Consider the following 22,919-nt stretch of genomic DNA (forward strand, 5'->3'; position numbering starts at 1 on the left):
GCGACAGTTTCGTTATCGAGCATCCTGCACCAAAACGGTTTTTCCGTTTTGCTGGAATGCTCTGTCGCGTACCTGCAATGCCGCTGAATATGTTGAAACAGTGAGACTGACGTTCTAGGTGAACGTTAGTCGCAGGCTGGTCACTTCGCGGCGTCAAGCGCTGCGTTGGCCTTGTCCACGAACTCGGTCGTGAACGTCTTCGAAAGATCGACCTGTTTTTCCTGAAGCGGCTTCTTGAAGGTTGCGAGAACCTTCAGGACAGTTTCAGGACCATCTTTCGGCATGCGGCCATCCGGCGTGTACTGCGCCTTGCCTTCGGCAAGGCCCTTCACGTAGAGGTCCTTGTCGCCGACATAATAATCCTTGGGCATCTGGTCTGCGATTTCTTCGGCGCTGTGCGAAGCGATGTAACGCATGGTCTTGACCAGTGCGTTGGCAAGTTTCTGCGCATCTTCCTTATGTGTCTCGAGCCATGCGCTCTGCACGTAGAACGAAGCAGCCGGATATGGTCCGCCAAGGGCTTCGATGGTTTTATCCGGCGTGCGCATGTCGACCAGCACCTTCGCATCGCCGCTCTTCAGCATATTGGCGACAGTCGGCTCCGTGGTCATGCCCGCCTGCACGGCATCCTGCTTGAAGGCTGCAATGAAAGTGTTGCCAGCGCCAACCGGCAGCAACGTATAGTCGCCCTGCTTCAAGCCGTTGCGCATGGCAAGGTACTGGGTCAGGAAGTCTGTAGAAGAACCGAGACCCGTGACACCCAGCGTGTGGCCCTTGAAATCGGCGGGCGACTTGATCTGATCGGCATATTTGCTGGAAACGAGTTCCACTTCACCCGGCGCCTGGCTGAACTGTACGATCGACTGGATGAACTTGCCCTTCGATTGAAGATCGATGGTGTGATCGTAAAAGCCGACCACGGCCTGGGCTGCACCAGCCAAAAGCTCGTTTTCCGCATCGACGCCTGCACGGCTGTTGATCAGTTCGACATCAAGGCCTTCATCCTTGAAGTAACCGAGCTTTTCCGTCAGCACGGCTGGAAGGTAAATCTGCTTTTCCATGCCACCAACGATTACCGTCAGTTTTTCGGCATGGGCCGCGTTTGCGCCAATTACCATCGCGACGCCAATAATGGCCGCGCCAAACAGATGGCGATATGAATCTCTAGAGATTTTCATCTATGCTCCTCCGAGTGCTCCTGCTGGCCCGGCAAAACCAAGCCCCTCCTGATGCCGATTCCTCTATCGGTCTTGAATGGATATCGCAGGCAAGCTTTCAACCAGCTTTCAACACACTTGCAGCGGGATTTAGAGGCCAACGAAGTGGAAGACAGACTTTATCGCTGTTTGTATCCCATGAAACGGGGCTTTCGAAAACACTGTCCAACGTGGCTTGCGTCACTGTCATAAAACGATCAGTTGCATTCCCCTTAAATTAGGCGTTCAATCAGTCGAAGGGGAGGCCCCCAATGCCATTTCGCGGTAACAAATATCAAGGAACATACGCACCTGAAGACCTTCGGGTGCTTCAGGTTGCCTATAACCGTTGCTGTGCGGTTCTGGATCGCTGCCCGACAACACACGAAGATAAAGAGATACTCGCACGAGCAATCATCCGAACATATGAATCCGGTGCACATGACCCGGACAAGATTGCAGAAATCGTGGCCAAGCTCGAACTCTCGCGAGTCTAGTCTGTCGGCGTTGTGCAAGCGCTCGAACTAAGGACTGCCATGTAATTCTTTTGCACCCTGCCCTCACAGAGTATTTTACATAAAGTAAACAATTCTTCGATATAAAGTTTTGCAATCAGCTATATTTTAGTATAGTGGATCACACGGATTTATGGGCTGACAGGACGATCGGTCGGCCAGCCATATGCGGAATGCATAGAATGCCATTTTCGAGAGATTACTATTTCGGGCGCTTCAAACCCGCCGAGTTGAAAGAGCTGCAAGCGGCTTATGTGAAGTCGTGCGAAGCAATGGCGCGTTGCCCGATCACCTCTCCCCATAAGGACGAAATGGCACGCGAAATCATTCAGATTTATGAGTGCGGTGTCTGCGACGCCGAAAAAATCGCGGAACTTATGGTCCAGATCGAGGCGGTCAAGCCGCGTCCGATGAGCGAACTGTTGCTCGCACAGATAAGTGCGGCCCAACCCAAGACCGCCTGATCGAGATCAATTCCATGCGATAACCGGATGCGAGGCTCGCATCCGGTTATTTTTCGTTCAGCGTTTTGCAACGGGCCGGACAAGTGGCGTCACGCGACGGATGGTGACGCGGCGGTTCTCCTGCTCCGCTGCCTGTGTGCGAATTTTGAGGAAGCGTTCGCCATAACCCTGCGTCACGAGATTTTCAGCCGGGATATCATAGACTTCCGTCAAAAGGCTGGCGACGGACTCAGCTCGTTTGTCCGACAGGACCAGATTTGAGCGGTCCGACCCTACGGCATCCGTATGACCTTCGATAAAGAAGGTCTCGCCAGGATCCTTCGCCAGCACCTTCTGCATGGCGGTCGCAACCTTGCGCAAGGTCTTGGCTTGCGACATCGAAACCTCGGCACTTCCAGTCGCGAAGTGGATCGTATCCAGATCGATGCGGCGCACCTTGTCACGCAGACGGGCAGAGTGACGAACTTCATCGATTGTATAAACGCGCTCTACACGCTCCACCGGCGGCATGGCGAGGAAATCGTAGAAATCGCGATCCGGATCGTCGGCAACGTCAATGATATAATCTCTCACCGGAATGGTGAGACGCATTGGCGGCAGTTCATAGCCGACATCGATAATCGAAGCGCGCGGATTGTCATCGTATTCGGGCGCATAGATCATCAGATATTCGTTGCCGTCGCGGTCGATACGGGAACGCTGAAGAATGTCGCCGTAACGATCATAGATCGTGACAATCTGGTTCCCGCCGGGGCGAACGATGGTTTCGCGGGTACGTCCACGCGGCAATTCATCATAATAAGTCTGCTCGGCATCGCGGCGTAGCCTCGGGCGGTCATCCCCGCGAACGAAGATACGGTCGCCGACATCCAGGATGACGCGGTTGTCGACTTCCTCGATCACTTTGACGTTCGTGACATTGTTCGTCACGTTATTAACCGTCGTATTGTTTATGACTGTGTTGTTCACCACCGTGTTGTTGACGATATTGGTGGTTTCCGGCACGGCAAAGACAGGCGCTTCCTTGATCCGAGTGCCTTCTTCCTTGAGATTGGCCTCGATCTTCTGCGGCAGCGCTGCCTTCACTTCTTCCGGAATAGCGACCTGCGCCGCCGCATCATTTGCGGGTGGCGGGGCATTTTCCTCGGCTGAGCGCTGCTGCTCGCGCTGCTTGCGGCGATCTTCACGCGACTGGCTTCCCCCGGAATTGTCGGCATCCTTGTCGCTGTCGAGAATGGCGGCGCCATTTTCAACCGGCAAGACAACTGTGTCGTCGGTCTTCGCGGGATCTTTGGCAATCTCCTGCTTTTCCTCGGTCGAGCGCTGATCGACTATTTCCGGCGCAGGCTTTTGCTGGCCGTCGGTCGATTGCGGCTGTTCCACCGGTTGCGCAGGCTGCGCTTCGTTCTGTGGAGCTTCTGTTGCTTTCGGCTCCTGCGGCGGAACTTCTTCCGGATGCTCAACGATGGACTCTTCTGCAGGTTCTTTCTGCTGAGGCGTCGCCGGAGATGCTTCTGCCGGTTGCTCGGCAGGCTTTTCCGCTTGCGGAGCAGGAGCTTCCTTCCCGGGCTTCTCGGGTGCGGGTTGCTCGGGTTTCGCTTCGGGCTCACTTGCAGGAGCTTCCTTCACAGGTTTTTCGGTGGGCGCTGTCTGCTCCTGCTGTTCAGCATCCTTGCGAGCAGCCTCTTCCTCTGCCTTCTTCTGTTCTTCGGCGCGACGCTGGGCTTCTTCTTCAGCAGCCTTCTGCTGCTGTTGTTCGCTCTGGCGCTGCGCCTCCTCCTCGGCTTTTTTCTGCTCGGCCGCCTGCTTGGCCTGTTCTTCGGCCTGCTTCTGCGCTTCGCGCTCTGCTGCCTTCTGTTGTTCCTCGGCTTGTTTCTGTGCTTCTCGTTCGGCAGCCTTCTGCTGCTCTTCGGCCTGGCGCTGCGCCTCCGCTTCCGCAGCTCGTTTCTGCTCTTCCGCCTGACGCTGGGCTTCTTCCTGAGCGGCTTTCTGCTGTTGTTCTTCCGCCTGACGACGGTTTTCTTCGTCGGCAGCGCGCTGTTGCTCCTCAGCCCGGCGCGCTTCTTCCTCTGCCGCCTTTTGCTGTTCCTCAGCCTCGCGCTGTTGCAGCAATTGCTCGTCGGATGGCTGGTCCCCATTCTCCTGCGCCAACAGGATTGGAGCCGTCAGCGTATCTGCGAGCACGGGCTGCGCGAGAATGGAGGCCGACAGAACCGGCACCGCAACCGTGGCAAGAAGCTTCGAACGAATAGACATATATCCTTCTCCTTCTGGAAGGCAGAATTGGTGTGCGTCTGCCCATGGATTCGCAGGCAAGGACGCCGTACGTCGCCAGCGGTACCCACTGAATTGGGACAAATTCCGGCGACTTCACAAATCCGTTATCGCAATCCACATGAACGCAGGCTGAACTCAACCGTTCCTGAATTGAGAGATTTTTCGCATTCTTTTAGCCAGAAGTTCTATACCTTCCGCGATGCGGTTGAGTGGAATTGAAGAATAGGCGATGCGAAAATAACGGCATGGCCGGTCGTCGCTCCAGAAGAACGGCGCTCCGGACTCTATCAGCACGCCGTCCTCTCGCAGATCACGTGCGAGCTTGTCGGCATCCATGCCTTCAGGTCCCTCGATCCAGAACGCAGTACCGCCAAACGCGGACTTGCCCGCGATTTTCAAACCTTCCCGATCGAGAGCCTCGATCATGGCTATGTGACGCTTGTGATATTCGATCCGCATTCGGTGAATGACTGCATCATAATGGCCAAGCGCCAGAAAATAGGCGGCAGTTCGTTGCAGATGTCCGGGCGGATGACGCAGCATCAGCGCGCGCAACGCCCTCGCCTCGCGAATGACGGGAGCCGGGGCGACGAGATAACCGAGCCGAAGTCCCGGAAAAAGCGATTTGGAGAAGCTGCCCACATAGAGAACGCGACCATACTGGTCGAGCGATTTCAACGCCGGGGTCGGTGGCTGGAGAAAGCTCATCTCGAATTCGTAATCGTCCTCGACGATGACGAAATCTCGTTCCGCCGCCGCTTCCAGCAACGCGATACGCCGCGCCCGGGGCATGGTGGCGGCTGTGGGGGATTGATGACTTGGCGTAACGAAGACCGCGTCAATCCCGTCCGGCAGAAGTTCGGGCGGCAAGCCGCCTTCATCGACATCAAGTGCCGTAACGCGGGCTCCCGTCAGATGGAGCGTAGCGCTGATATCCGGATGGCCAGGATTCTCGCATACGACATGCGAACTCCGCGTCAAAAGCAGATGGCTGATGATCCAAAGCGCGTTCTGTGCGCCAACCGTAACCAATATCTCGTCCGGCTCCGCGCGTATCCCTCGGCTCGGCAGCGTACGGGAGCGGATGTAATTGACAAGTTCAACATCGTCCGCCGCGGCGAAATCACCTGCCATGAGGATGAAATCTTCCCGAGCAAGCGCACGCCGGGCGCAATCGCGCCATGCGGCCAGGTCGAACAGGGTCTGATCCATCTGGCCATAAAGGAACGGATAGCGGTATTTTCGCCAATCCAGCGGCTTGCGGATGGTCTTGGCGATATTGAAGCCGGGACGCAGTTTGGACGACCAGTCAACAGCGGTGTCGGGGGTCTGCAAGAAATCCCTGTCGGGATGACTGATGGGCGGTGTCGTGGCCACATGGTAGGCGCTGCGCGAACGCACTTCCAGATAGCCTTGGGAAACAAGTTCCTGATAGGCAAGCGTTACCGTCAGGCGCGAGACTTTCAGATAATCAGCCAGCCCTCGCGTCGACGGCATGCGCGCGCCCGGGAGAACGGCCCCAGACAGAATGGCCGATACAGTGGTTTCACGGATCTGCGATTGCAATCCGGTATTTCGGCTGCCGTCTATGAAGAATATCGTTGGCGAAACGGCGTCCAAAGCCCTGCTCCATTAGTAAATCTGCAACTGCGCCTCGGTTTGCGTCAGTTTTTCCGCTTCATGCTCCACTTAGCAATAGCGTTTCTTCTTTCTGATTTTCCCCATGGAATAATTGGGCCTGGCGAAAGTGTGTACATGTCCGCATCTCCGGCGGCACCGTCGCCGCCGCCAAACTGGACTTATTGACTATTCCAACTGGATATAAGGCAAATGTGATGACGTGGCTATCGTTTGTAATCGGAACTGGAGATTGGCGAAAAACGCCAACGGTCATGACCAAGTCAGACATGGTTCTTAAATGGAAGGGGAACTCCATGAACTATTTCAACAGCATAAAACGGGTGGTGTTATTTTCAGCCGCAGCAGCGCTTTCCACGTCTGCGGCCTATGCCGAAACCACGGTCGTGGTCGGTTATCAGCAGATCGTAGGGCCGTTTCTGACTGCGATTGCCAACGGAAAATTCGATGCGGCCGCCAAGGAGGCCGGATACAAGATCGACTGGCGCCAGTTCGCATCGGGCGGAGATATTTCCACAGCCCTTGCGTCCGGCAACGTGCCGGTAGGCGTGATCGGCTCGACAGGCATCGCGGCAGCTGCCACACGCGGGGTCGACCTCCAGCTCTTCTGGATCCTCGATAATATCGGCAAGTCGGAAGCACTGGTGGCGCGCGAAGGCTCCGGCATCGAGAAGCCGGAAGATCTCAAGGGCAAGAAGATCGGCGTGCCGTTCGTCTCGACCTCCCACTTTCATCTTCTCGTCGGCATGGACGACATCTGGAAGATCAATCCACGCGATGCGGAAATCCTCAACATGACGCCGCCGCAAATCGTTGCCGCTTGGCAGCGAGGCGATATCGATGCGGCCTATGTCTGGCCCCCTGCTCTTTCCGAAATTCTCAAGTCGGGCAAGGAAATTGCCAATTCGGAAGAAATTGGCGCAAAAAGTGTTCCGACTTTCGACGGGCTCGTGGTCGACAAGAGTTTCGCCAGCGAGAATCCGAAATTCATGACCGCCTTCACCGCCGTGCTCAAGGATGCCTATGCCGACTACAAGGCCAATGGTGGCCAGTGGACGGCAGATTCAGACCAGGTGAAGGGTATGGTCAAGCTGATCGGCGGCAATGCCGCTGACATACCCGGCGCGCTCGCACTGTTGTCCTTCCCAACAGTGGAAGAACAGGCCTCACCGAGCTGGCTCGGCGGTGGCAAGGACAGCGGCGCGCTCAAATCTGTCACCCAGAGCGCAAAATTCCTCGTCGATCAAAAACAGCTCGACAAGGCTCTGGACGACTATAGCGGCAACGTAAATGGCAGTTTTGCCGAAGCAGCCGCAAAGTAATTACGTGAAGTAATTCAAGCGCCTCCACCAGCGCATGTCTTTGAGGGACAGTCGCTGCACCGAGACGGTTCCTGCAATGATGCAACCTTTGGTTTATGCTGGAACCGCTTTCTCGTTCCCGAAAGGTGACGTTATGGAAACTTTGAACGTATCGAATGTCAGTCTGACCTATCCCGGTCTTTATGTGGAAGAAGCCGTGATTGCACTGAAGGGTGTCAATCTGCGGATCGACAGCGGGGATTTCGTGGTGGCGCTGGGTGCGTCCGGCTGCGGCAAGACCACGCTTCTCAATCTGATGGCTGGTTTCATGATCCCGTCATCCGGAGAAATCACGCTGGGTGGACGCCAGGTGCGCGGCCCCGGCGCCGACAGGGGTGTCGTGTTCCAGAAACACGCACTTCTTCCCTGGCTCAATGTCATCGACAACACCGAGTTCGGCCTGAAGCTTCAAGGCGTGCCGAAGGCAGAGCGCCGCGCACGCGCCACAAGAAACCTGGCCCTGGTAGGCCTGCAGGATTTTCATAATCACAAGATCTACCAGCTCTCCGGCGGAATGCAGCAGCGCGTGGGCATCGCCCGCGCTCTTACCTGCGATCCGGCGATGCTGCTCATGGACGAGCCGATGGCGGCGCTCGATGCACTCACCCGCGAGACGATCCAGGAGTTGCTGTTGCGGGTCTGGCAGGTGACCAACAAAATGTTCTTCTTCATCACTCACAGCGTCGAAGAAGCCCTGTTTCTCGGTTCGCGCCTGATCGTCATGTCGCCGCGTCCCGGACGGATCACTCACACCTACGATCTGGATTTCAACCGACGCTTTCTGGAATGCGGTGACGCGCGCGCCGTCAAGTCCAGTCCCGATTTCATCAAGATGCGTGAGACAATTCTGGGGATTATCTATGGCGATGAACGTGCATCAGGAAACCCGGAACTGGTCCATGCTTGAGTTCGTCACTCGGGCACGACCAGTCAAACCCGGTAAAATCTATGGCGCCCCCGGCGATGGCAACAGCGGCTTCATCAGCCTTGTGACCGCACTGATCTTGCTGGGGCTCTGGTTTCTCGTAACTGGAATGGGGTGGGTCAAGCCGCTGTTTCTCCCCTCTCCCTTTGCGGTCTATGGCAAGTTCATGGTGGCGATGACCGACGGTGTGGCAAACTCCACTCTGGCCGAACATACGCTCGCCAGCCTTGGACGCGTATTGGGCGCTTTCGCGATTGCCTGTGTCACGGCAATTCCGATCGGCATCATGATGGGGATGAGCAGTTTCGTTCGCGGCGTGCTGGACCCGATTATCGAGTTCTACCGTCCGTTGCCGCCGCTTGCCTATCTGCCCCTGATCATCATCTGGCTCGGCATCGGCGAATTTCCGAAGGTGTTCCTCATCTTCCTCGCCATCTTCGCGCCGATGGCTATTGCGGCGAGAGCCGGTGTTCGCTCGGTCTCGACGGAACAGATCCATGCCGCCTACGCCATGGGCGCATCCCGGACCCAGGTGATAACCCAGGTCATCATGAAAGCGGCAATGCCGGAAATCTTCACCGGCATGCGCATCGGCATCGGTGTGGGCTGGACGACGCTGGTTGCCGCGGAAATGGTGGCAGCACATCGCGGGCTTGGCTTCATGGTGCTCAATGCCGCGCAGTTTCTGGCAAGCGACACCGTCATCATGGGCATCATAGTCATAGGCGTGTTCGCTTTCGCCTTCGACCTCCTGATCCGCTATCTGGAAAAGGTGCTTATTCCGTGGAAGGGCAAAATCTGACGATGCCTCGACCGCATTAACAACCCGCCCGAAATCCAGTTCGCAACATCAACCGCGCGGCAGTGCTGCCGCGCCACGGGCAGGCTTTGCCCGAAAACAAGACGCATACCAGACTTGGCAGGGAGCAACCGAATGTCCGCAGGGCAACTCACAGAGAAACATTTTTCCGATCTTTTCGACGCCTTCAACCGGCACGACATCGACGCGATCATGGCCTTTTTCGCCGATGATTGCGTGTTCTTCACCATCGGCGGCGATGAGGTCTACGGCACCCGCATCGAAGGCAAGGACGCCATTGCCAAGGCTTTCTCCGGGGTTTGGGCTGCCATGCCCGACGTGAGGTGGGACGGACACCGGCATTTCGTGAGCGGCGACCGCGCCGTATCCGAATGGACCTTTCGCGGGACCGATGCCAGCGGCGCGCGCGTCGAGGCCGAAGGCTGCGATCTCTTCACACAGCGCGGCGGCAAGATCGTCCGCAAGCAGGCATTCCGCAAGAACCGGCCTTTGCTGAAGGCGTAAGCCCCAACATTGTCCGTCGGTGAATTGGAGGACCGACATATGGATACCCACACGCTCAACAGTTTCTCGGCCACCCAACCATTCGATCCCGCCTATGATCCGGTGGTCTCAAAAACGCCGGGACAAGGCCGTGACTATGCGCCGACCTATTGGATCGGAACCGCCGGTTCCGCGCCGGAAGATGACGGCCCCATTCGGGGCGACGTTGACGCAGATGTCGTCATCGTCGGTTCTGGTTACACGGGTCTTTCGGCAGCGATCCACCTTGCCCGCGACCATGGCGTCAAGGCTACGGTACTGGAAGCGAACGGCGTGGCCTGGGGATGCAGTACCCGCAATGGCGGACAGGCGCAGATTTCCGCCGGACGGCTCAAGCGATCGCAATGGATCGAGCGTTGGGGCGTGGACGTTGCCCGCAAGCTGCACAGGGAAATCGCCGAAGGTTTCGATCTCTTCCGGTCTCTGATTGCCGAACCCGAAATCGATTGCGACCCGCAGGACGGCGGTCATCTCTACATCGCTCATCGTGAGAAGGTTCTCCCATCGCTGGAGAAGGAATCCCGCCTGCTGAATGACGTGTTCGGCTATCGCACACGGATGGTCAGCCGCGATGAAATCCACCGCGACTTCATCCGCGATCAGGAAGCACGCGGTGCGATGTACGAACCGGACGGGATGGGCATTCACGCCGCAAAGTTGGCCTTCGGCTATCTCCGGCTTGCCCGCAAGCTTGGAGCGAAGGTACACACTTCAAGCCCCGTTCTAAGTTGCCGCAAGAGCGGCAGTGTTTTCCACCTCAACACGCCGAACGGCACGGTCAAGGCGCGACAGGTGTGCTTTGCGACGGCAGGGTATACCTCCCCCGGTCTTCATCCGCTCACCCGCTACCGGCTGATGCCGGTGCTGTCGAATTCCATCGTCACGCGGCCGCTGACAGCGGAGGAAATCGAGGCATGCGGTCCGAAAACGGGCATCCCGCTGACCGATACACGCACGCTTCGCCACTATTACCGATTTCTGCCGGATGGGCGGATGCAGATCGGCAGCCGCAGCGCCATTACAGGAGCTGATGCTCCAAACCCGAAGCACTACGATCTTCTGCTTTCTGGCCTTTACCGAAAATTCCCGGCCCTGAAAGGCGTCAAGATCGACTATTCCTGGTGGGGCTGGGTCGATGTCAGCCATGACATGATGCCCCGCATCTACCGTCCCGACCCGGCGCAGGAAATCTATTATGCCATGGGTTATGGCGGCAATGGCGTGATGTATTCGGCGCAGGCCGGACGCCGCGTCGCCCAATTGATGACAGGTGGCGGACAGGGACTGGACCTGCCGATCTTCACCTCCGAGTTGCCGAGCTACGGCATGCTCACTCCATTCAGGCGCATAGGCCAGCGCGCAATGTATCGCTGGTATGCGCTGAAAGACGAAGTTCTCTGAATTCCAAGGAAAGGTACGCGCCATGAAAATGACGACGGAAGAGGCATTTGTTAAGGTTCTACAGATGCACGGGATAGAACATGCATTTGGCATCATCGGTTCTGCGATGATGCCGGTGTCTGATCTTTTTCCAAAGGCAGGCATTACCTTCTGGGATTGCGCACATGAGACGAATGCGGCGCTGATCTGCGACGGCTATACGCGTGTGACCGGTAAGATGGGCATGGCCATTGCCCAGAATGGCCCCGGCGTGACCGGCTTCGTGACCGCCATCAAGACGGCCTACTGGAACCACACGCCCATGCTGCTTGTCACGCCGCAGGCTGCCAACAAGACCATTGGTCAGGGCGGCTTTCAGGAAGTGGACCAGATGGCGCTGTTCGAGGAAATGGTCTGCTATCAGGAAGAAGTGCGCGATGCGACCCGCATTCCCGAAGTGCTGAACCGGGTGATTGAGAAGGCATGGCGCGGTTGCGCTCCGGCACAGATCAACGTTCCGCGCGATTTCTGGACGCAGGTCATCGATGTTGACCTGCCGCAAATCGTGCGTTTGGAGCGCCCGAGCGGCGGTCGCGAGGCGATTGCCGAAGCCGCAAAGCTTCTGACGGAAGCAAAATTCCCGGTTATTCTCAACGGCGCGGGTGTCGTCATCGGGGGCGCGATCCCGGAATCCATTGCTCTTGCCGAAAGGCTCGATGCGCCGGTCTGTTGCGGCTATCAGCACAATGATGCCTTTCCCGGCACCCATCCGCTGTCCGTAGGCCCACTCGGCTATAATGGTTCGAAGGCCGCGATGGAACTGATCGCCAAGGCTGACGTTGTTCTGGCCCTCGGCACCCGCCTCAATCCATTTTCGACACTGCCCGGCTATGGCATTGATTACTGGCCGAAAGATGCAAAGATCATTCAGGTTGACATCAATCCGGACCGCATCGGGCTCACCAAGAAAATCTCGGTCGGCATTTGCGGTGATGCCAGGCAGGTTGCACAGCAGATACTCGATCAACTGGGAGCCAATGCGGGCAACACAGGTCGCGATGAGCGTAAGCAACTCATCCATCAGCGCAAGTCCGCCTGGCTGCAGCAGCTTTCCTCAATGGATCATGAGGATGACGATCCCGGCACACAGTGGAATGCGGAGGCAAGGGACCGCGAAAAGGACCGCATGTCGCCGCGACAGGCATGGCGCGCCATTCAGGCCGGCATGCCGAAAAACGCCATCATGTCGACCGACATCGGCAATAATTGCGCCATCGGCAATGCCTATCCAAGCTTCGAGCAAGGCCGCAAATATCTGGCGCCGGGCATGTTCGGCCCTTGCGGATATGGCTTTCCTTCCATCGTCGGCGCGAAAATCGGCCAGCCCGACACGCCGGTGGTCGGTTTTGCAGGCGACGGTGCGTTCGGCATCTCCATGAACGAGATGACCTCCATCGGCCGCAAGGGTTGGCCTGCGATCACCATGGTCATCTTCCGCAACTATCAATGGGGGGCCGAAAAGCGCAACACGACGCTTTGGTACGACAATAACTTTGTCGGCACAGAGCTCAATCCGAACCTGAGCTACGCCAAGGTGGCTGATGGCTGCGGCCTCAAGGGTGTGACCGTTGATAGCCAGCAGGCGCTCACCGAAGCCTTGCAGACGGCGATCGACGAACAGGCAAAGGGTGTGACCACCTTCATCGAAGTGGTGCTCAACCAGGAACTGGGCGAACCGTTCCGCCGCGATGCAATGAAAAAACCGGTTGTCGTGGCGGGCATCGACAAGGCCGACATGCGCCAGCAGATGCCGGTTTGACGATGATGCCGGGAGGTTTTCCTCCCGGCCACTCCGGGGAAACACACTTCCATGCTGCCATTAGAAAAGATTTTTGAAAAAGCGCGTTCGAGGCCGCGTCACATCGTGCTGGCCGAGGGCGAAGACCCGCGCATAATCGACGCGGCGCTGCGTGCGGAGCGCGAAGGCATTGCCCGCATCACGCTTATGGGGTCCGAAAACGTTGTAGGCAATGGATCATCAATTGCAGTTATCGATCCCAAGATATCGGATAGAAGTGTAGATTATGCGCACAAACTCTACCAGCTGCGCCAGGCCAAGGGCATGACGGAAGAACAGGCCGAGGCGATGGTGAGGACGCCGCTCGGCTTTGCTGCCATGATGGTGCGTGAAGACGATGCCGATGGAACGGTTGCCGGTGCGGTTGCGACGACAGCTGATGTGGTTCGCCACGCGTTGCAGATCATCGGCAAGGCCGAAGGAGCATCGCTTGTTTCAAGCTTTTTCCTGATGCTTTTATGTCAGACCTATCATCAGAAGAAAGGCGCTTTCGTCTTTGCCGATTGCGGGCTCGTGGTGGAACCGGATGCCGTACAGCTTGCCGATATCGCCATTCAGTCGGCAGACTCTTACCGCCAGCTTACCGAAAAAGACGCAGCCGTCGCCATGCTGTCCTTCTCCACCGGCGGCAGTGCCGCGCATGAGCGCGTGTCGAAGGTGGTGCAGGCGACGCGGACGGTCAGAGACCGGAAGCCTGATCTGTGCATCGATGGCGAACTTCAATTCGACACGGCTTTTGTGGAGGCGATCAGCCACGCAAAATCGCCGGATTCACCGTTGAAAGGCAACGCCAACGTGTTCGTTTTTCCCAATCTCGAGGCCGCCAATATCGGCTACAAGATTGCCCAACGCATCGGTGGCGCGCAGGCCATCGGTCCCGTGCTTCAGGGTCTGGCCAAACCGGCCAACGACCTTTCCCGCGGTTGCAGCGCTGACGATGTCCTCCACATGATCGCTATAACCGTCAATCAGGCAAAGTGAGGACATCGCGCTATTTGCAACAGCTAGGGCTTGAGGAAGCGCGCGGCTATGTCATAGAGAAACTGCGGCAGCACGGTAAAGGCATAGGGAGCGTAGACCCGTTCCAGCCGCTGATGGTACTCGCGGCCCCAAGGACCGATATTCACCACAGGATATGAAAGCGCCTTCGGATTGGCACGGTCTATGAATTGAGCTGCCGGTGTGTTGGCCGCAATGACCTCACTATCCGCCGCATCCGGCACATGGCCGAAGAAACTCATATCGGAGATACCGGCAAATATCTCCCGATACCGGATAGTCGTATCGAACTGGCGCTCCGCATCCACACGTGCGGTTTCCAGAGCTTCTGCAAAACGCTGTTCTTCTACAGTTTCAACTCCCATGCGAACATGCGGATAGACGAGACTTCCAAAGCCGATAACGACCGTCGGGCCAGTAACGCGCGCCTCCGCGACCATTCGGTCCACAAGTTCGCGCGTAATGAGGAGCGGGTTGTCGCTGCTTGAAAGTTCAGATTCCAAGGCTGTAATCCGTTCCAGCGCTGCATCGCCGCCAACGCGCCGAACCTCCTCGCGCAACTCGGCTGTGGTCAGAATTCGGCCCTTGTGATTGACGTTGGCCTCGCTGCCGACCAGCTTTGCAAACCGGTCCGCCTCGACATTGAAATGTGTGATTGCGCGATCCAGCGCCTCGCCGACAATCGACTTGAAACGCTGAAAGAGGGCATCTGGCGAGACAGAATGGGTCAGCCAGTTGAACGCAACCCATGTCCGTTCCGGCGTGGTCACTTCATAACCGCCCCGGAAATCTCGTGCTTCAAGACAGATAGGCGGAGGCGAGACCTCACCGTCGCCCGTATCGCAAACAGCCGCATTGGCTTCGACCGCCCGCATGATTTCGGACGCGATGAGATGCGCGCTGACACCTTCGAACGGATAGCTCGCATGGGAAGGCTGGCCAACCACGAAAGCAAAGGGAAGCTGTTTGCCGATGGTGCCACGATAGATGGCGCGGCCTTCCGCACCCTCGCCCTGATCGCTTGTCGCATCCAGATTGATACCGGCAGCGATATCGAGGCCCCAACGTTCGACAAGTTCCGGCAGGGCGTCGCGCAGACTGCGCATTCCCCGCGACCCGCGTTCTTCATCAGGTGTAGCGAACAGTATCAAATTGCCTTCCCGGTCCGGCTGTTGCGAGAAACGTTCCAATACCGCAATGCCTGCGGCGACCCCGCTTTTCATGTCGAGCATGCCTCGGCCGGGAATGTAATTTCCGCTCCTGAAATCGGCGAGAGCCTTTTCCTCGTTCGGTGCAAGTGGACGGCTCGAAAGGTCAGCAAGAAGCGCTTCGAGCAAGGCATCGGGTTCGAATGCCAAATGTTTCAAATCCCGGTAATTGCCGGTTTCCACCACATCGAAATGGCCGGCCAGCGCCAAAGTCCGCCGCCCGGTGCCGCGAACGACCGCAACGACATTCCTGGTCATTGGCGAACCGTGGCTGTCGATGACAGCAATGTCGTCAGGATTTTCCTGGAAGTAGGGAATCTCGCGCAAAAGTTCGGCAAGCTTGGGTCCGAACGATGCCTCGTCACGTGTTCCGGTCTCACTTGGCCATTTCACCATGCGATAGGAGAGTTCTCGCACCCGTTCCGTCGGGTTCCATTCATTTGGGCTTGCCACGGTCTTTCCTCGCTCAATAGTTCCCCGTCTCCGTACCTTGGGCAAGGTACAGGCGGGTCATGATCTGTTTTAAAAAGTCACTTACTGGTTGAGATGCTTTTTCAGGAACGCACGCGTTCTCTCATTTTCCGGATTGGTGAAGATCACATCCGGCTTGCCTTCCTCCACCACGACGCCCTTGTCCATGAACAGCACCTTGTCGGAGACTTCAGCCGCGAAACGCATTTCATGGGTCACGATCAGCATGGTCATATGCTCCTGCGCGAGCTGTTTCATGACTTGATTGACCTCCTCGACCAGTTCCGGATCGAGCGCGGATGTCGCTTCGTCAAACAGCATGACTTTCGGCTGCATCGCCAGTGCGCGGGCGATTGCCACACGCTGCTTCTGGCCGCCCGACAGACGCGACGGATACATGGAAGCCTTGTCGGCGAGACCGACTTTCTTCAAAAGGGAAACGGCCAGTTCCTGGGCTTCCTGCTTGCTCTTGCCCTTCAACTTGATAGGCCCGAGTGTGATGTTTTCCATAACATTGAGATGCGGGAACAGATTGAAGTGCTGGAAAACCATGCCCATCTGCTGGCGCACGGCATTGATATGCCGCTCGAAGGCACGTCCGCTCAACGACTGGTTCACCTGTACGCCGTCAAGCAGAATCTGGCCCGAATTGACTGTTTCCAGATGGTTGATGGAGCGAAGCAACGTGCTTTTACCGGAACCGGAAGGACCGATAATGGCAATGATCTGGCCGCGTTCGACCGACAGGTTGATGCCTTTGAGAACCTCGAGTGCGCCATAAGCCTTGTGGACGTCGCGCACTTCCACCATGGGTTTGCTGTTGCTCATCGGTAAGCCTCGACTTTCTTTTCCATCCAGTGCAATCCGGCTTCCAGGATGAGATTGAGTGCGTAGAAGATCACTGCGGCAGTGATGTAGAATTCAAATGGACTGTAGGTTTCACTGATCGCCTGCTGCGATGCATGCACCAGCTCGGTGATCCCGATTACCGACACGAGAGCCGTGTCCTTAAGAAGGGCAATCAGGTTGTTGCCCACCTGCGGCAGCGCATTGCGCACGGCCTGCGGTACGATGATGTAGCGCAAGGTCTGACCGCTGCCGAAGCCTAGCGAACGGGCGCCTTCGTTCTGCCCCGGATCGACGGTCAGGATCGCAGTGCGGAAAAGATCGGAATTATAAACCGCGAAATGCAGGCCAAGGCCTATAACGCCGGTCCACATGGCGGGAATGTTGATGCCGATCTGCGAGAGGCCATAGTAGAGCAGGAAGAGCTGCAGGAGCAGAGGCGTGCCCATGAACAGCCAGATGAAGAAACGAACAGGATACCGTACCAGCCAGTTGCCGTAAAGGACGAGCAAGGCAAACGCGATGCCGCCGAAGAAGCTGACGATAGATGAGGACACAGCGATGATGAGCGTCCACCAGACGCCGGTCATCAGCAGTTCGGTATAAGGCGGGACGATGGAGAAATCGAGTTGCATGGTGTCACCGCCTATTTGAGTGCGTAGCGGGCTTCGAGGAAATCGACGAAGCGTGCAACGATATAGATGAGGACCATGTAGATGGCCGCAGCGATCCCGAAGATTTCAAAGGGCCGGTAGGTCGAGCCGATGAAGCGCTGGGCCGTATACGTCAGTTCGACCACCGAAATCGCTGAAACCAGAGCGGACCCCTTGATGAGCATCACGGTGTTGACGCCGAGCGAGCGGATCATCAGGCGGGCTGCCTGCGGCAGCACTACAAAGCGCATCGACTGTCCGCTGCTGAAACCGATGGAACGGGCAGCTTCGTTCTGGCCGGCATCCACCGTCAGAATGGCGCCTCGCATGGCTTCGGCGTAATAGGCGCCGATATTGAGCCCGAGGCCAATGGCACCGGCTGCGAACGGCTCAAGATTGATGCCGATCTGCGGCCCGCCGAAATAGAGAACGAAGAGCTGCAGAAGACACGGGGTGCCGCGAAACACGCTGACGTAAGCGGCTCCGATAAAACGTAAGGGCCAGAAGCGCGATAGCTTCGCTGCTGTGGCAAGCGCGCCGACGCTCAGTCCTATAAGAATGGCCAGCGCCGATATTTCGACGGTAACCAGGGCGGCTTCCAGAAAATATGGAAAGACCTCCGCCATCAAAGAGAAATTCATCATCTCCCCTTTCCTGTCTGGAGAACCAAGTCGGAAAGACATGTTGCCGGGACAATTGTGGAACAGCCATCCCGGCAAGGGGTTTCAAATAGTTAGCGGATGTCGCGGCCGATCCATTTGGTCGAGATTTTCTCGTAGGTGCCATCGGCCTTCATGTCATCGAGAGCCTTGTTGATGGCATCCTTCAGCTCGGGATTACCCTTGCGCAGGGCGATGCCGACATTGTCGGTGCCCTGAAGCTCCGGCGTATCGAGCTGGCGAACCTTCTCGCCGCTTTCCTTGATGGCGATCAGGATCGGAATATCATCGGAAGCAATAGCGTCGACGCGGCCTGAACGAAGCTCGAGCAGCAATTCCGGAATGCCCTTATAGGTGCGAACCGTCCAGCCGCCCTGCTCGCGCGCCCACTTGTCGCTGGTTTCACCAAGCGTAACGGCGATGGTCTTGCCCTGCTTCAGTTCGTCCATGGACTTGATCGGGGAAGCTTCCGTCACGAAGATGCCACGGCCACCACGATAATACGGGCCTGCAAAATCGACGGCCTTTTCACGTTCGGGCGTGATGCTCATGCTGCCGACGACCACATCGAACTTGCCCGCGCGCAGACCGGCAATGATGCCATCGAAAGCGGTGGTTACGACAACCGGTTTCACACCAAGGCGCTTGGCGATTTCAGTGCCGATATCGACGTCGAAGCCGACAACCTGGTTCTGACCGTCGACAAAGCTGAATGGCGGGAAAACGCCGCTCATGCCGATGCGCAATTCACCGCTCTGCTTGACCTTTTCAAGGTCATTCGCCTGCGCGGATGCGAGCATCATCAGGGCACCGATGCCAGCGGCAATAAGTGAAGACAGAAGAGTTTTCATTTCGTTTTCTCCTAAGTGATCGTGACGCGATCACGGGCGACGCCCGTTCCGAGCGCCCGGCTGGACGCATCTTTCCAGATCACCGACGCCTGAAGGGCGGCGGCAAATTGCTCGGGAAAACAGATTCGGAACAGGCAAGATCGTCGCATCCTGGTGATCCAGGAGCGGAAAAACGAAACGTTTCATCGATCCACCTCCGAAATTCCCCCGCCGGTTTCGTTGCTGCTTGTCCGGCTTGTTTGTTTTCAAGCACGCTAACGGAGCAAAGGATCAACGAAAACGCCAATTCTGTATAGAAAAGTCCAGCAATCTGCGATAAACGCAATCAAACTGACGAAATCGTCAAAAGGCGGTGTGACGATGGATGATCTGGATCAACGATTAATCTCGGAACTGCGTATCAATGCACGTGCGTCTATCCCGACGCTTGCAAGCATCCTTGGGGTAGCGCGCGGTACGATCCAGAGCCGGATGGAACGTTTGATCGCATCGGGCGTCATTGCTGGCTTTACGGTGCGGCTGAAAGATCATGGGTCTACGGATATGATCCGTGGCATCATGATGATCGAACTGACTGGACGAAACATCAAAAGCGTTATTGCGACATTGCGTAAAAATCCGGGCTTTTCCGCAGTGAACACGACCAACGGCACCTGGGACCTGATCGCGGAGATCGAAGTCCCCAATATGAATGAATTTCACCGGCTGGTAACAGGCATTCGTGCCATGGACGGGATCGCGAAGTCCGAGACGCACATCTTTCTCGGACCCGCATAAGTCCCGACGGTTATTCGGCGGCTTCCACCACGTAACCGAACTGCGTAACCCCTTGCGGCGCAGAAACGCCGGGCAGAATACGACCATCATTCACCGGCGTTCCCATCTGGATAGTCATGGGAATGACACCGGCCCAGATCGGCAGCGCATAATCGGCATCGTCATCTTTCGGCGGGCCGGAACGGACTTTTGCCGAAGCCTCGTTCAGTTCCAGTTCGAGTAGCATGGTGGCCTTCAGCTCCTTTGCCATCATCGGGCGCAAGCCTTCCCAGCGTCCGGGGAAAAGCCCGTTTACGAAACTGCGCAGGTGATGCTCCTTCATCGCGACGTCGGAAACTTTGCGCGCTGTCCCAAAAGCCATGACCGAGCGATAATTGCAGGAATGATGAAACGCGGAACGCGCGAGAACCAGTCCGTCGAGCAGGGTAAAACTGACGCAGACTTCCGCCTGGTCGCAGCTTTCCAGCATTCGGCTGGCGGATGACCCGTGCCAGTAGATGAAATTACCTTCCCGCCAGACAAGCGTCGGCGTGACATAGGGCGTCCCGTTGAACACATAGGCCACATGTGCCAGAGGTTGGGCATCAATGATTGCATGAACCGTGGCTGCATCATAGGCGCCGCGTTCGTGCAGGCGCTTTACGCGACTGCGGTCGGTGGGGGCTTTCGTCATGGCCGATATTTCTCCTTTATATCTGGCCAAACTGCCTGCATAGTGGCTTTGACAAAATAGCCACTTTGACCGAATACGAAGATGCCAATTTCCAATACACTTCCGGAGTTCGGGATTGATCGCGGCAGCGATATTCCGCTTACCGCCCAGTTGGTTGACCAGATAAGGCAAGCCGTTTTAGCCGGACGCCTGAAGCCCAATGCCAGACTGCCGTCCACCCGCGCCTTGTCCTTGGAGCTTGGCTTGTCGCGAACAACGGTCCTTGCGGCATTCGATCAGTTGATTGCCGAAGGCTATCTGGAGGGAAGGCTGGGTTCGGGCACTCACGTCGCCGCTGAACTTCCCGACAGCAGCCTGACCGTAAATCAACCGCCTCTTCATGTGATAGACCAGCTGCATCTTCACCGGGAGAATCCAAAGCCCTTTCGTCTCGGCGTATTCGACAGCGATCATTTCCCCCACGATGAGTGGGGAAAGCTATTGGGCCGCATCTGGCGCAAGCCTTCCCCGGACCTGTTGAACAGTGACGATGTATTCGGCTTTCATCCTCTGCGTTCATCGTTGGCCCGCCATTTGCACGAATGGCGCGGGATGGTCGTGTCGCCGGAGCAGATCATAATAACCGGCGGCAGCGCAGACGCGCTTTCACTGATCCGAGAAGCCTTGTTCACCCACGGTGACAGGCTCTGGATGGAAGAACCGGGATATCCACCGGCGCGGAAGATCCTTGGCGTCAATGGCCTGGACATCATTCCTGTCCCGGTTGATGGCGGAGGGCTCGACGTTTCCAGCGGACGAAACAAGGCCGATGATGCGCGCGGCGCTTTTGTTACCCCGGCACGGCACCACCCGACAGGCGTAACCATGACCTTGGGACGCCGTCTCGAACTGATTGCCTGGGCAAGAGAACGTGATGCGATAATCATCGAGGACGATTACGACAGTGAGCATCGTTATATTGGCCAGCCGCTGCCGGCGCTGATGTCGCTGGACCCGGACCGTATTCTGTATATCGGAAGCTTCTCCAAGGTCTTCTCTCCCGTCTTGCGGCTCGGCTTTCTGATCGTGCCGTCGCATAGGGTGGCGCAATTTCGGGAACTACGTCAGACGTTGTTTCCCGCGCCCTCGCCGCTCGCGCAGCCAACTCTGGCCGCGTTCATTGAAACGGGGGCCTTTGCGCAGCACATAAGACGCATGCGCCGCATCCATGCCTCGCGCCGCCGCAAACTGATAGCAGCGCTTGCACCCGGAGAACCGAACCTGTTCCGGATTGAAGCCCCGCCTGCCGGACTATCCTTACTGTTGGCCTTGCCAGAGGGACAAAGCGATATACATCTCGCGTCCGTTCTGGCGGAGGCTGATATCGAGGTTCATCCGCTATCGACGCTCTTTACAAAACTGACGCCACGTCAGGGACTTATTCTGGGTTTCTCAGGATTTGATGAAACCGCACTGGAAAATTCTGCAACAGCTCTGATAAAAATCCTCAAACAGTCGAATTAAAGAATTTGCATTAGCAATTTCGTAAACTTTGGATTCAGCTTTTCCCGGTAAGCTTTGATTAGCAATTAGCTCGGGAGGAGCGTTGCAGCCCATTTGTTTTGCGTTACGGGTGCTCATGCGTTCTTCGGTTGTATCAGTCATTGCCCTTGCCTGCGCCGCCTTGACGGGCTGTACGTCAAGCTCTGGCGTCGACAGCATCATGCTCCAGTCGAAAACCTCGGCCGAGACCACGAGTTCTGTGGTCCGCCCGGTTCCGCCCGCTCCTTTGAGTGAAATGGTGAGCGCCTCCCAACCGATGCCTGCCGCCAGCCAGGAGGAAGTACTGGCATGGGCAGGCCCTATTCCAGATGCCGGGCCATTCAAGGCAGAGCCCCCAGTACCTGTTGCACCGCGACCGCAGCCACAGGAGCGGCCGCAAGCCCGCATTTCGGTACCGGCGGCTCCGGAGGTCGCGGCCTACCCACCCGTGCGCTTTGCACCGCAGGAACGATCCAGAGTCTATAGCCACCGCTTTCGCGATGCGAAGCCAATCAATTTCGGACGTTCATCGCCGCGCAAGCTGGCGGTGCACGGCGTGGATGTATCCCGCTGGCAGGGCGATATCGATTGGGTGAAACTGCGCACGCAGGGCGCAAATTTCGCTTATATCAAGGCTACTGACGGGGGTGACCACCTCGACCCAATGTTCCGCAAGAACTGGCGCGAAGCGAAAGCAGCTGGCATCAAACGCGGTGCCTACCATTTCTTCTATTGGTGCCGTGTGGCAAGCCAGCAGGCAGATTGGTTCATCCGCAATGTTCCCAAGGAAGCCGATGCGCTTCCTCCGGTCATCGATGTGGAATGGAATGGCGATTCGTCCTGTAAGAGACGGCCATCCCCGGCGCAGGTGCGGGAAAAAATGCAGGTCTTCATGGACAAGCTGGAGCAGCATTATGGCAAGCGGCCGATCATCTATACCGCTCCGGATTTCTACGACGACAATCTGAAAGGTGCCTTTACCAATTATCCATTCTGGCTGCGCGCAGTTGCACAGCACCCATCCAAGGTCTATCCGGGTCGTCCATGGACGTTCTGGCAGTATTCCGGATCGGGCCTGTCACAGGGCGTGAATGGCAAAATCGACCTGAATGTGTTCCACGGTTCGGAAGACGACTGGCACAGATGGCTGGCGCGTGCCGCCAGCTGATAGCCCTCGAAAGCTAGCGACAGACCAGTTTGAATGATATGAGGTCACATCAGGGATAACCGAAGCTTTGCCTCGAAACCCGGCATGCAACATCGCCATGCCGGGCCGTTTGTTGC

20 protein-coding genes are annotated in these 22,919 nt (G+C 57.0%); 11 read left to right on the plus strand and 9 right to left on the minus strand.

The window, feature by feature from the left end:
* Nucleotides 1-140: 140 nt before the first annotated feature.
* The gene (locus JNC63_RS00540) at nt 141-1,178 is read right to left on the minus strand and encodes an ABC transporter substrate-binding protein (protein ID WP_021585605.1); all 1,038 of its coding nucleotides are present in this window, start codon (nt 1,176-1,178) and stop codon (nt 141-143) included.
* A 715-nt stretch (nt 1,179-1,893) separates the two neighbouring features.
* Between JNC63_RS00540 and JNC63_RS00545 the strand changes: the two genes are divergently transcribed.
* Nucleotides 1,894-2,175 (plus strand): hypothetical protein, encoded by a 282-nt coding sequence (locus JNC63_RS00545; RefSeq protein ID WP_021585606.1) that lies wholly within the window; start codon nt 1,894-1,896, stop codon nt 2,173-2,175.
* A 57-nt stretch (nt 2,176-2,232) separates the two neighbouring features.
* On the opposite strand, the gene JNC63_RS00550 is transcribed toward JNC63_RS00545, so the two are convergent.
* Complete coding sequence (locus JNC63_RS00550) at nt 2,233-4,431, minus strand: OmpA family protein (protein ID WP_063620433.1); 2,199 nt, start codon at nt 4,429-4,431, stop codon at nt 2,233-2,235.
* Nucleotides 4,432-4,587: 156 nt separating this feature from the next.
* The gene (pdxR, locus tag JNC63_RS00555) at nt 4,588-6,072 is read right to left on the minus strand and encodes a MocR-like pyridoxine biosynthesis transcription factor PdxR (RefSeq protein ID WP_021585608.1); all 1,485 of its coding nucleotides are present in this window, start codon (nt 6,070-6,072) and stop codon (nt 4,588-4,590) included.
* Nucleotides 6,073-6,386: 314 nt separating this feature from the next.
* On the opposite strand from pdxR (JNC63_RS00555), the gene tauA reads away from it, so the two are divergent.
* The 7 genes from tauA (at nt 6,387) to pta (ending at nt 13,958) form a co-directional block, all read left to right on the plus strand.
* Entirely contained in the window at nt 6,387-7,412 is a 1,026-nt protein-coding gene (tauA, locus tag JNC63_RS00560; RefSeq protein WP_021585610.1) for a taurine ABC transporter substrate-binding protein, read from the plus strand.
* Between the two features lie 133 nt (nt 7,413-7,545).
* The gene (locus JNC63_RS00565) at nt 7,546-8,358 is read left to right on the plus strand and encodes a taurine ABC transporter ATP-binding protein (protein WP_006471747.1); all 813 of its coding nucleotides are present in this window, start codon (nt 7,546-7,548) and stop codon (nt 8,356-8,358) included.
* Complete coding sequence (locus JNC63_RS00570; protein ID WP_006471746.1) at nt 8,351-9,178, plus strand: ABC transporter permease subunit; 828 nt, start codon at nt 8,351-8,353, stop codon at nt 9,176-9,178. The genes JNC63_RS00565 and JNC63_RS00570 overlap by 8 nt, the downstream gene beginning before the upstream one ends.
* 132 nt (nt 9,179-9,310) lie before the next feature.
* Nucleotides 9,311-9,700: a nuclear transport factor 2 family protein gene (locus JNC63_RS00575; RefSeq protein WP_063620434.1), complete on the plus strand. Its 390-nt coding sequence runs from the start codon at nt 9,311-9,313 to the stop codon at nt 9,698-9,700.
* Nucleotides 9,701-9,739: 39 nt separating this feature from the next.
* Nucleotides 9,740-11,140, plus strand: a complete 1,401-nt coding sequence (locus tag JNC63_RS00580) for an NAD(P)/FAD-dependent oxidoreductase (protein WP_021585613.1) — start codon at nt 9,740-9,742, stop codon at nt 11,138-11,140.
* A gap of 22 nt (nt 11,141-11,162) precedes the next feature.
* Entirely contained in the window at nt 11,163-12,938 is a 1,776-nt protein-coding gene (gene xsc, locus JNC63_RS00585; protein ID WP_021585614.1) for a sulfoacetaldehyde acetyltransferase, read from the plus strand.
* 51 nt (nt 12,939-12,989) lie between these two features.
* Nucleotides 12,990-13,958 carry a phosphate acetyltransferase gene (pta, locus tag JNC63_RS00590; RefSeq protein ID WP_021585615.1) on the plus strand — a complete coding sequence of 323 codons (969 nt, stop codon included), beginning with the start codon at nt 12,990-12,992 and terminating at the stop codon, nt 13,956-13,958.
* Nucleotides 13,959-13,981: 23 nt separating this feature from the next.
* On the opposite strand, the gene JNC63_RS00595 is transcribed toward pta, so the two are convergent.
* The 5 genes from JNC63_RS00595 to JNC63_RS00615 form a co-directional block, all read right to left on the minus strand.
* On the minus strand, nt 13,982-15,580 hold the full coding sequence (locus JNC63_RS00595; RefSeq protein ID WP_081252482.1) for a M20/M25/M40 family metallo-hydrolase: 1,599 nt from the start codon (nt 15,578-15,580) through the stop codon (nt 13,982-13,984).
* A 138-nt stretch (nt 15,581-15,718) separates the two neighbouring features.
* The gene (locus JNC63_RS00600; RefSeq protein ID WP_006468764.1) at nt 15,719-16,483 is read right to left on the minus strand and encodes an amino acid ABC transporter ATP-binding protein; all 765 of its coding nucleotides are present in this window, start codon (nt 16,481-16,483) and stop codon (nt 15,719-15,721) included.
* Entirely contained in the window at nt 16,480-17,136 is a 657-nt protein-coding gene (locus JNC63_RS00605) for an amino acid ABC transporter permease (RefSeq protein ID WP_021585617.1), read from the minus strand. Before JNC63_RS00605 ends, JNC63_RS00600 begins: the two co-directional genes overlap by 4 nt.
* An 11-nt stretch (nt 17,137-17,147) precedes the next feature.
* Nucleotides 17,148-17,795 (minus strand): amino acid ABC transporter permease, encoded by a 648-nt coding sequence (locus JNC63_RS00610; protein ID WP_006471742.1) that lies wholly within the window; start codon nt 17,793-17,795, stop codon nt 17,148-17,150.
* Between the two features lie 92 nt (nt 17,796-17,887).
* Nucleotides 17,888-18,664: an ABC transporter substrate-binding protein gene (locus JNC63_RS00615; RefSeq protein WP_063620435.1), complete on the minus strand. Its 777-nt coding sequence runs from the start codon at nt 18,662-18,664 to the stop codon at nt 17,888-17,890.
* A gap of 360 nt (nt 18,665-19,024) precedes the next feature.
* Between JNC63_RS00615 and JNC63_RS00620 the strand changes: the two genes are divergently transcribed.
* Complete coding sequence (locus JNC63_RS00620; RefSeq protein WP_006471741.1) at nt 19,025-19,441, plus strand: Lrp/AsnC family transcriptional regulator; 417 nt, start codon at nt 19,025-19,027, stop codon at nt 19,439-19,441.
* Between the two features lie 10 nt (nt 19,442-19,451).
* Here the strand turns inward: JNC63_RS00620 and JNC63_RS00625 are convergent, their stop codons facing one another.
* The gene (locus JNC63_RS00625) at nt 19,452-20,114 is read right to left on the minus strand and encodes a pyridoxamine 5'-phosphate oxidase family protein (protein ID WP_021585621.1); all 663 of its coding nucleotides are present in this window, start codon (nt 20,112-20,114) and stop codon (nt 19,452-19,454) included.
* Nucleotides 20,115-20,195: 81 nt separating this feature from the next.
* Here JNC63_RS00625 and pdxR (JNC63_RS00630) point away from each other — a divergent pair, with 81 nt between their 5' ends.
* Nucleotides 20,196-21,617 (plus strand): MocR-like pyridoxine biosynthesis transcription factor PdxR, encoded by a 1,422-nt coding sequence (pdxR, locus tag JNC63_RS00630; RefSeq protein WP_063620436.1) that lies wholly within the window; start codon nt 20,196-20,198, stop codon nt 21,615-21,617.
* A 115-nt stretch (nt 21,618-21,732) separates the two neighbouring features.
* Nucleotides 21,733-22,803: a glycoside hydrolase family 25 protein gene (locus tag JNC63_RS00635; RefSeq protein WP_031346209.1), complete on the plus strand. Its 1,071-nt coding sequence runs from the start codon at nt 21,733-21,735 to the stop codon at nt 22,801-22,803.
* The last annotated feature ends 116 nt before the right edge of the window (nt 22,804-22,919 follow it).

Source organism: Brucella ciceri (assembly GCF_041930145.1).
GTDB classification, from domain to species: domain Bacteria; phylum Pseudomonadota; class Alphaproteobacteria; order Rhizobiales; family Rhizobiaceae; genus Brucella; species Brucella intermedia.

What these genes read in the sequence shown, in the direction of transcription:
- JNC63_RS00540 (WP_021585605.1), bottom strand. Translation starts at nt 1,178, where the DNA reads ATGAAAATCTCTAGAGATTCATATCGCCATCTGTTTGGCGCGGCCATT.
- JNC63_RS00545 (WP_021585606.1), top strand. Translation starts at nt 1,894, where the DNA reads ATGCCATTTTCGAGAGATTACTATTTCGGGCGCTTCAAACCCGCCGAG.
- JNC63_RS00550 (WP_063620433.1), bottom strand. Translation starts at nt 4,431, where the DNA reads ATGTCTATTCGTTCGAAGCTTCTTGCCACGGTTGCGGTGCCGGTTCTG.
- tauA (WP_021585610.1), top strand. Translation starts at nt 6,387, where the DNA reads ATGAACTATTTCAACAGCATAAAACGGGTGGTGTTATTTTCAGCCGCA.
- JNC63_RS00565 (WP_006471747.1), top strand. Translation starts at nt 7,546, where the DNA reads ATGGAAACTTTGAACGTATCGAATGTCAGTCTGACCTATCCCGGTCTT.
- JNC63_RS00570 (WP_006471746.1), top strand. Translation starts at nt 8,351, where the DNA reads ATGCTTGAGTTCGTCACTCGGGCACGACCAGTCAAACCCGGTAAAATC.
- JNC63_RS00575 (WP_063620434.1), top strand. Translation starts at nt 9,311, where the DNA reads ATGTCCGCAGGGCAACTCACAGAGAAACATTTTTCCGATCTTTTCGAC.
- JNC63_RS00580 (WP_021585613.1), top strand. Translation starts at nt 9,740, where the DNA reads ATGGATACCCACACGCTCAACAGTTTCTCGGCCACCCAACCATTCGAT.
- xsc (WP_021585614.1), top strand. Translation starts at nt 11,163, where the DNA reads ATGAAAATGACGACGGAAGAGGCATTTGTTAAGGTTCTACAGATGCAC.
- pta (WP_021585615.1), top strand. Translation starts at nt 12,990, where the DNA reads ATGCTGCCATTAGAAAAGATTTTTGAAAAAGCGCGTTCGAGGCCGCGT.
- JNC63_RS00595 (WP_081252482.1), bottom strand. Translation starts at nt 15,580, where the DNA reads ATGGTGAAATGGCCAAGTGAGACCGGAACACGTGACGAGGCATCGTTC.
- JNC63_RS00600 (WP_006468764.1), bottom strand. Translation starts at nt 16,483, where the DNA reads ATGAGCAACAGCAAACCCATGGTGGAAGTGCGCGACGTCCACAAGGCT.
- JNC63_RS00605 (WP_021585617.1), bottom strand. Translation starts at nt 17,136, where the DNA reads ATGCAACTCGATTTCTCCATCGTCCCGCCTTATACCGAACTGCTGATG.
- JNC63_RS00610 (WP_006471742.1), bottom strand. Translation starts at nt 17,795, where the DNA reads ATGAATTTCTCTTTGATGGCGGAGGTCTTTCCATATTTTCTGGAAGCC.
- JNC63_RS00615 (WP_063620435.1), bottom strand. Translation starts at nt 18,664, where the DNA reads ATGAAAACTCTTCTGTCTTCACTTATTGCCGCTGGCATCGGTGCCCTG.
- JNC63_RS00620 (WP_006471741.1), top strand. Translation starts at nt 19,025, where the DNA reads ATGGATGATCTGGATCAACGATTAATCTCGGAACTGCGTATCAATGCA.
- JNC63_RS00625 (WP_021585621.1), bottom strand. Translation starts at nt 20,114, where the DNA reads ATGACGAAAGCCCCCACCGACCGCAGTCGCGTAAAGCGCCTGCACGAA.
- pdxR (WP_063620436.1), top strand. Translation starts at nt 20,196, where the DNA reads ATGCCAATTTCCAATACACTTCCGGAGTTCGGGATTGATCGCGGCAGC.
- JNC63_RS00635 (WP_031346209.1), top strand. Translation starts at nt 21,733, where the DNA reads ATGCGTTCTTCGGTTGTATCAGTCATTGCCCTTGCCTGCGCCGCCTTG.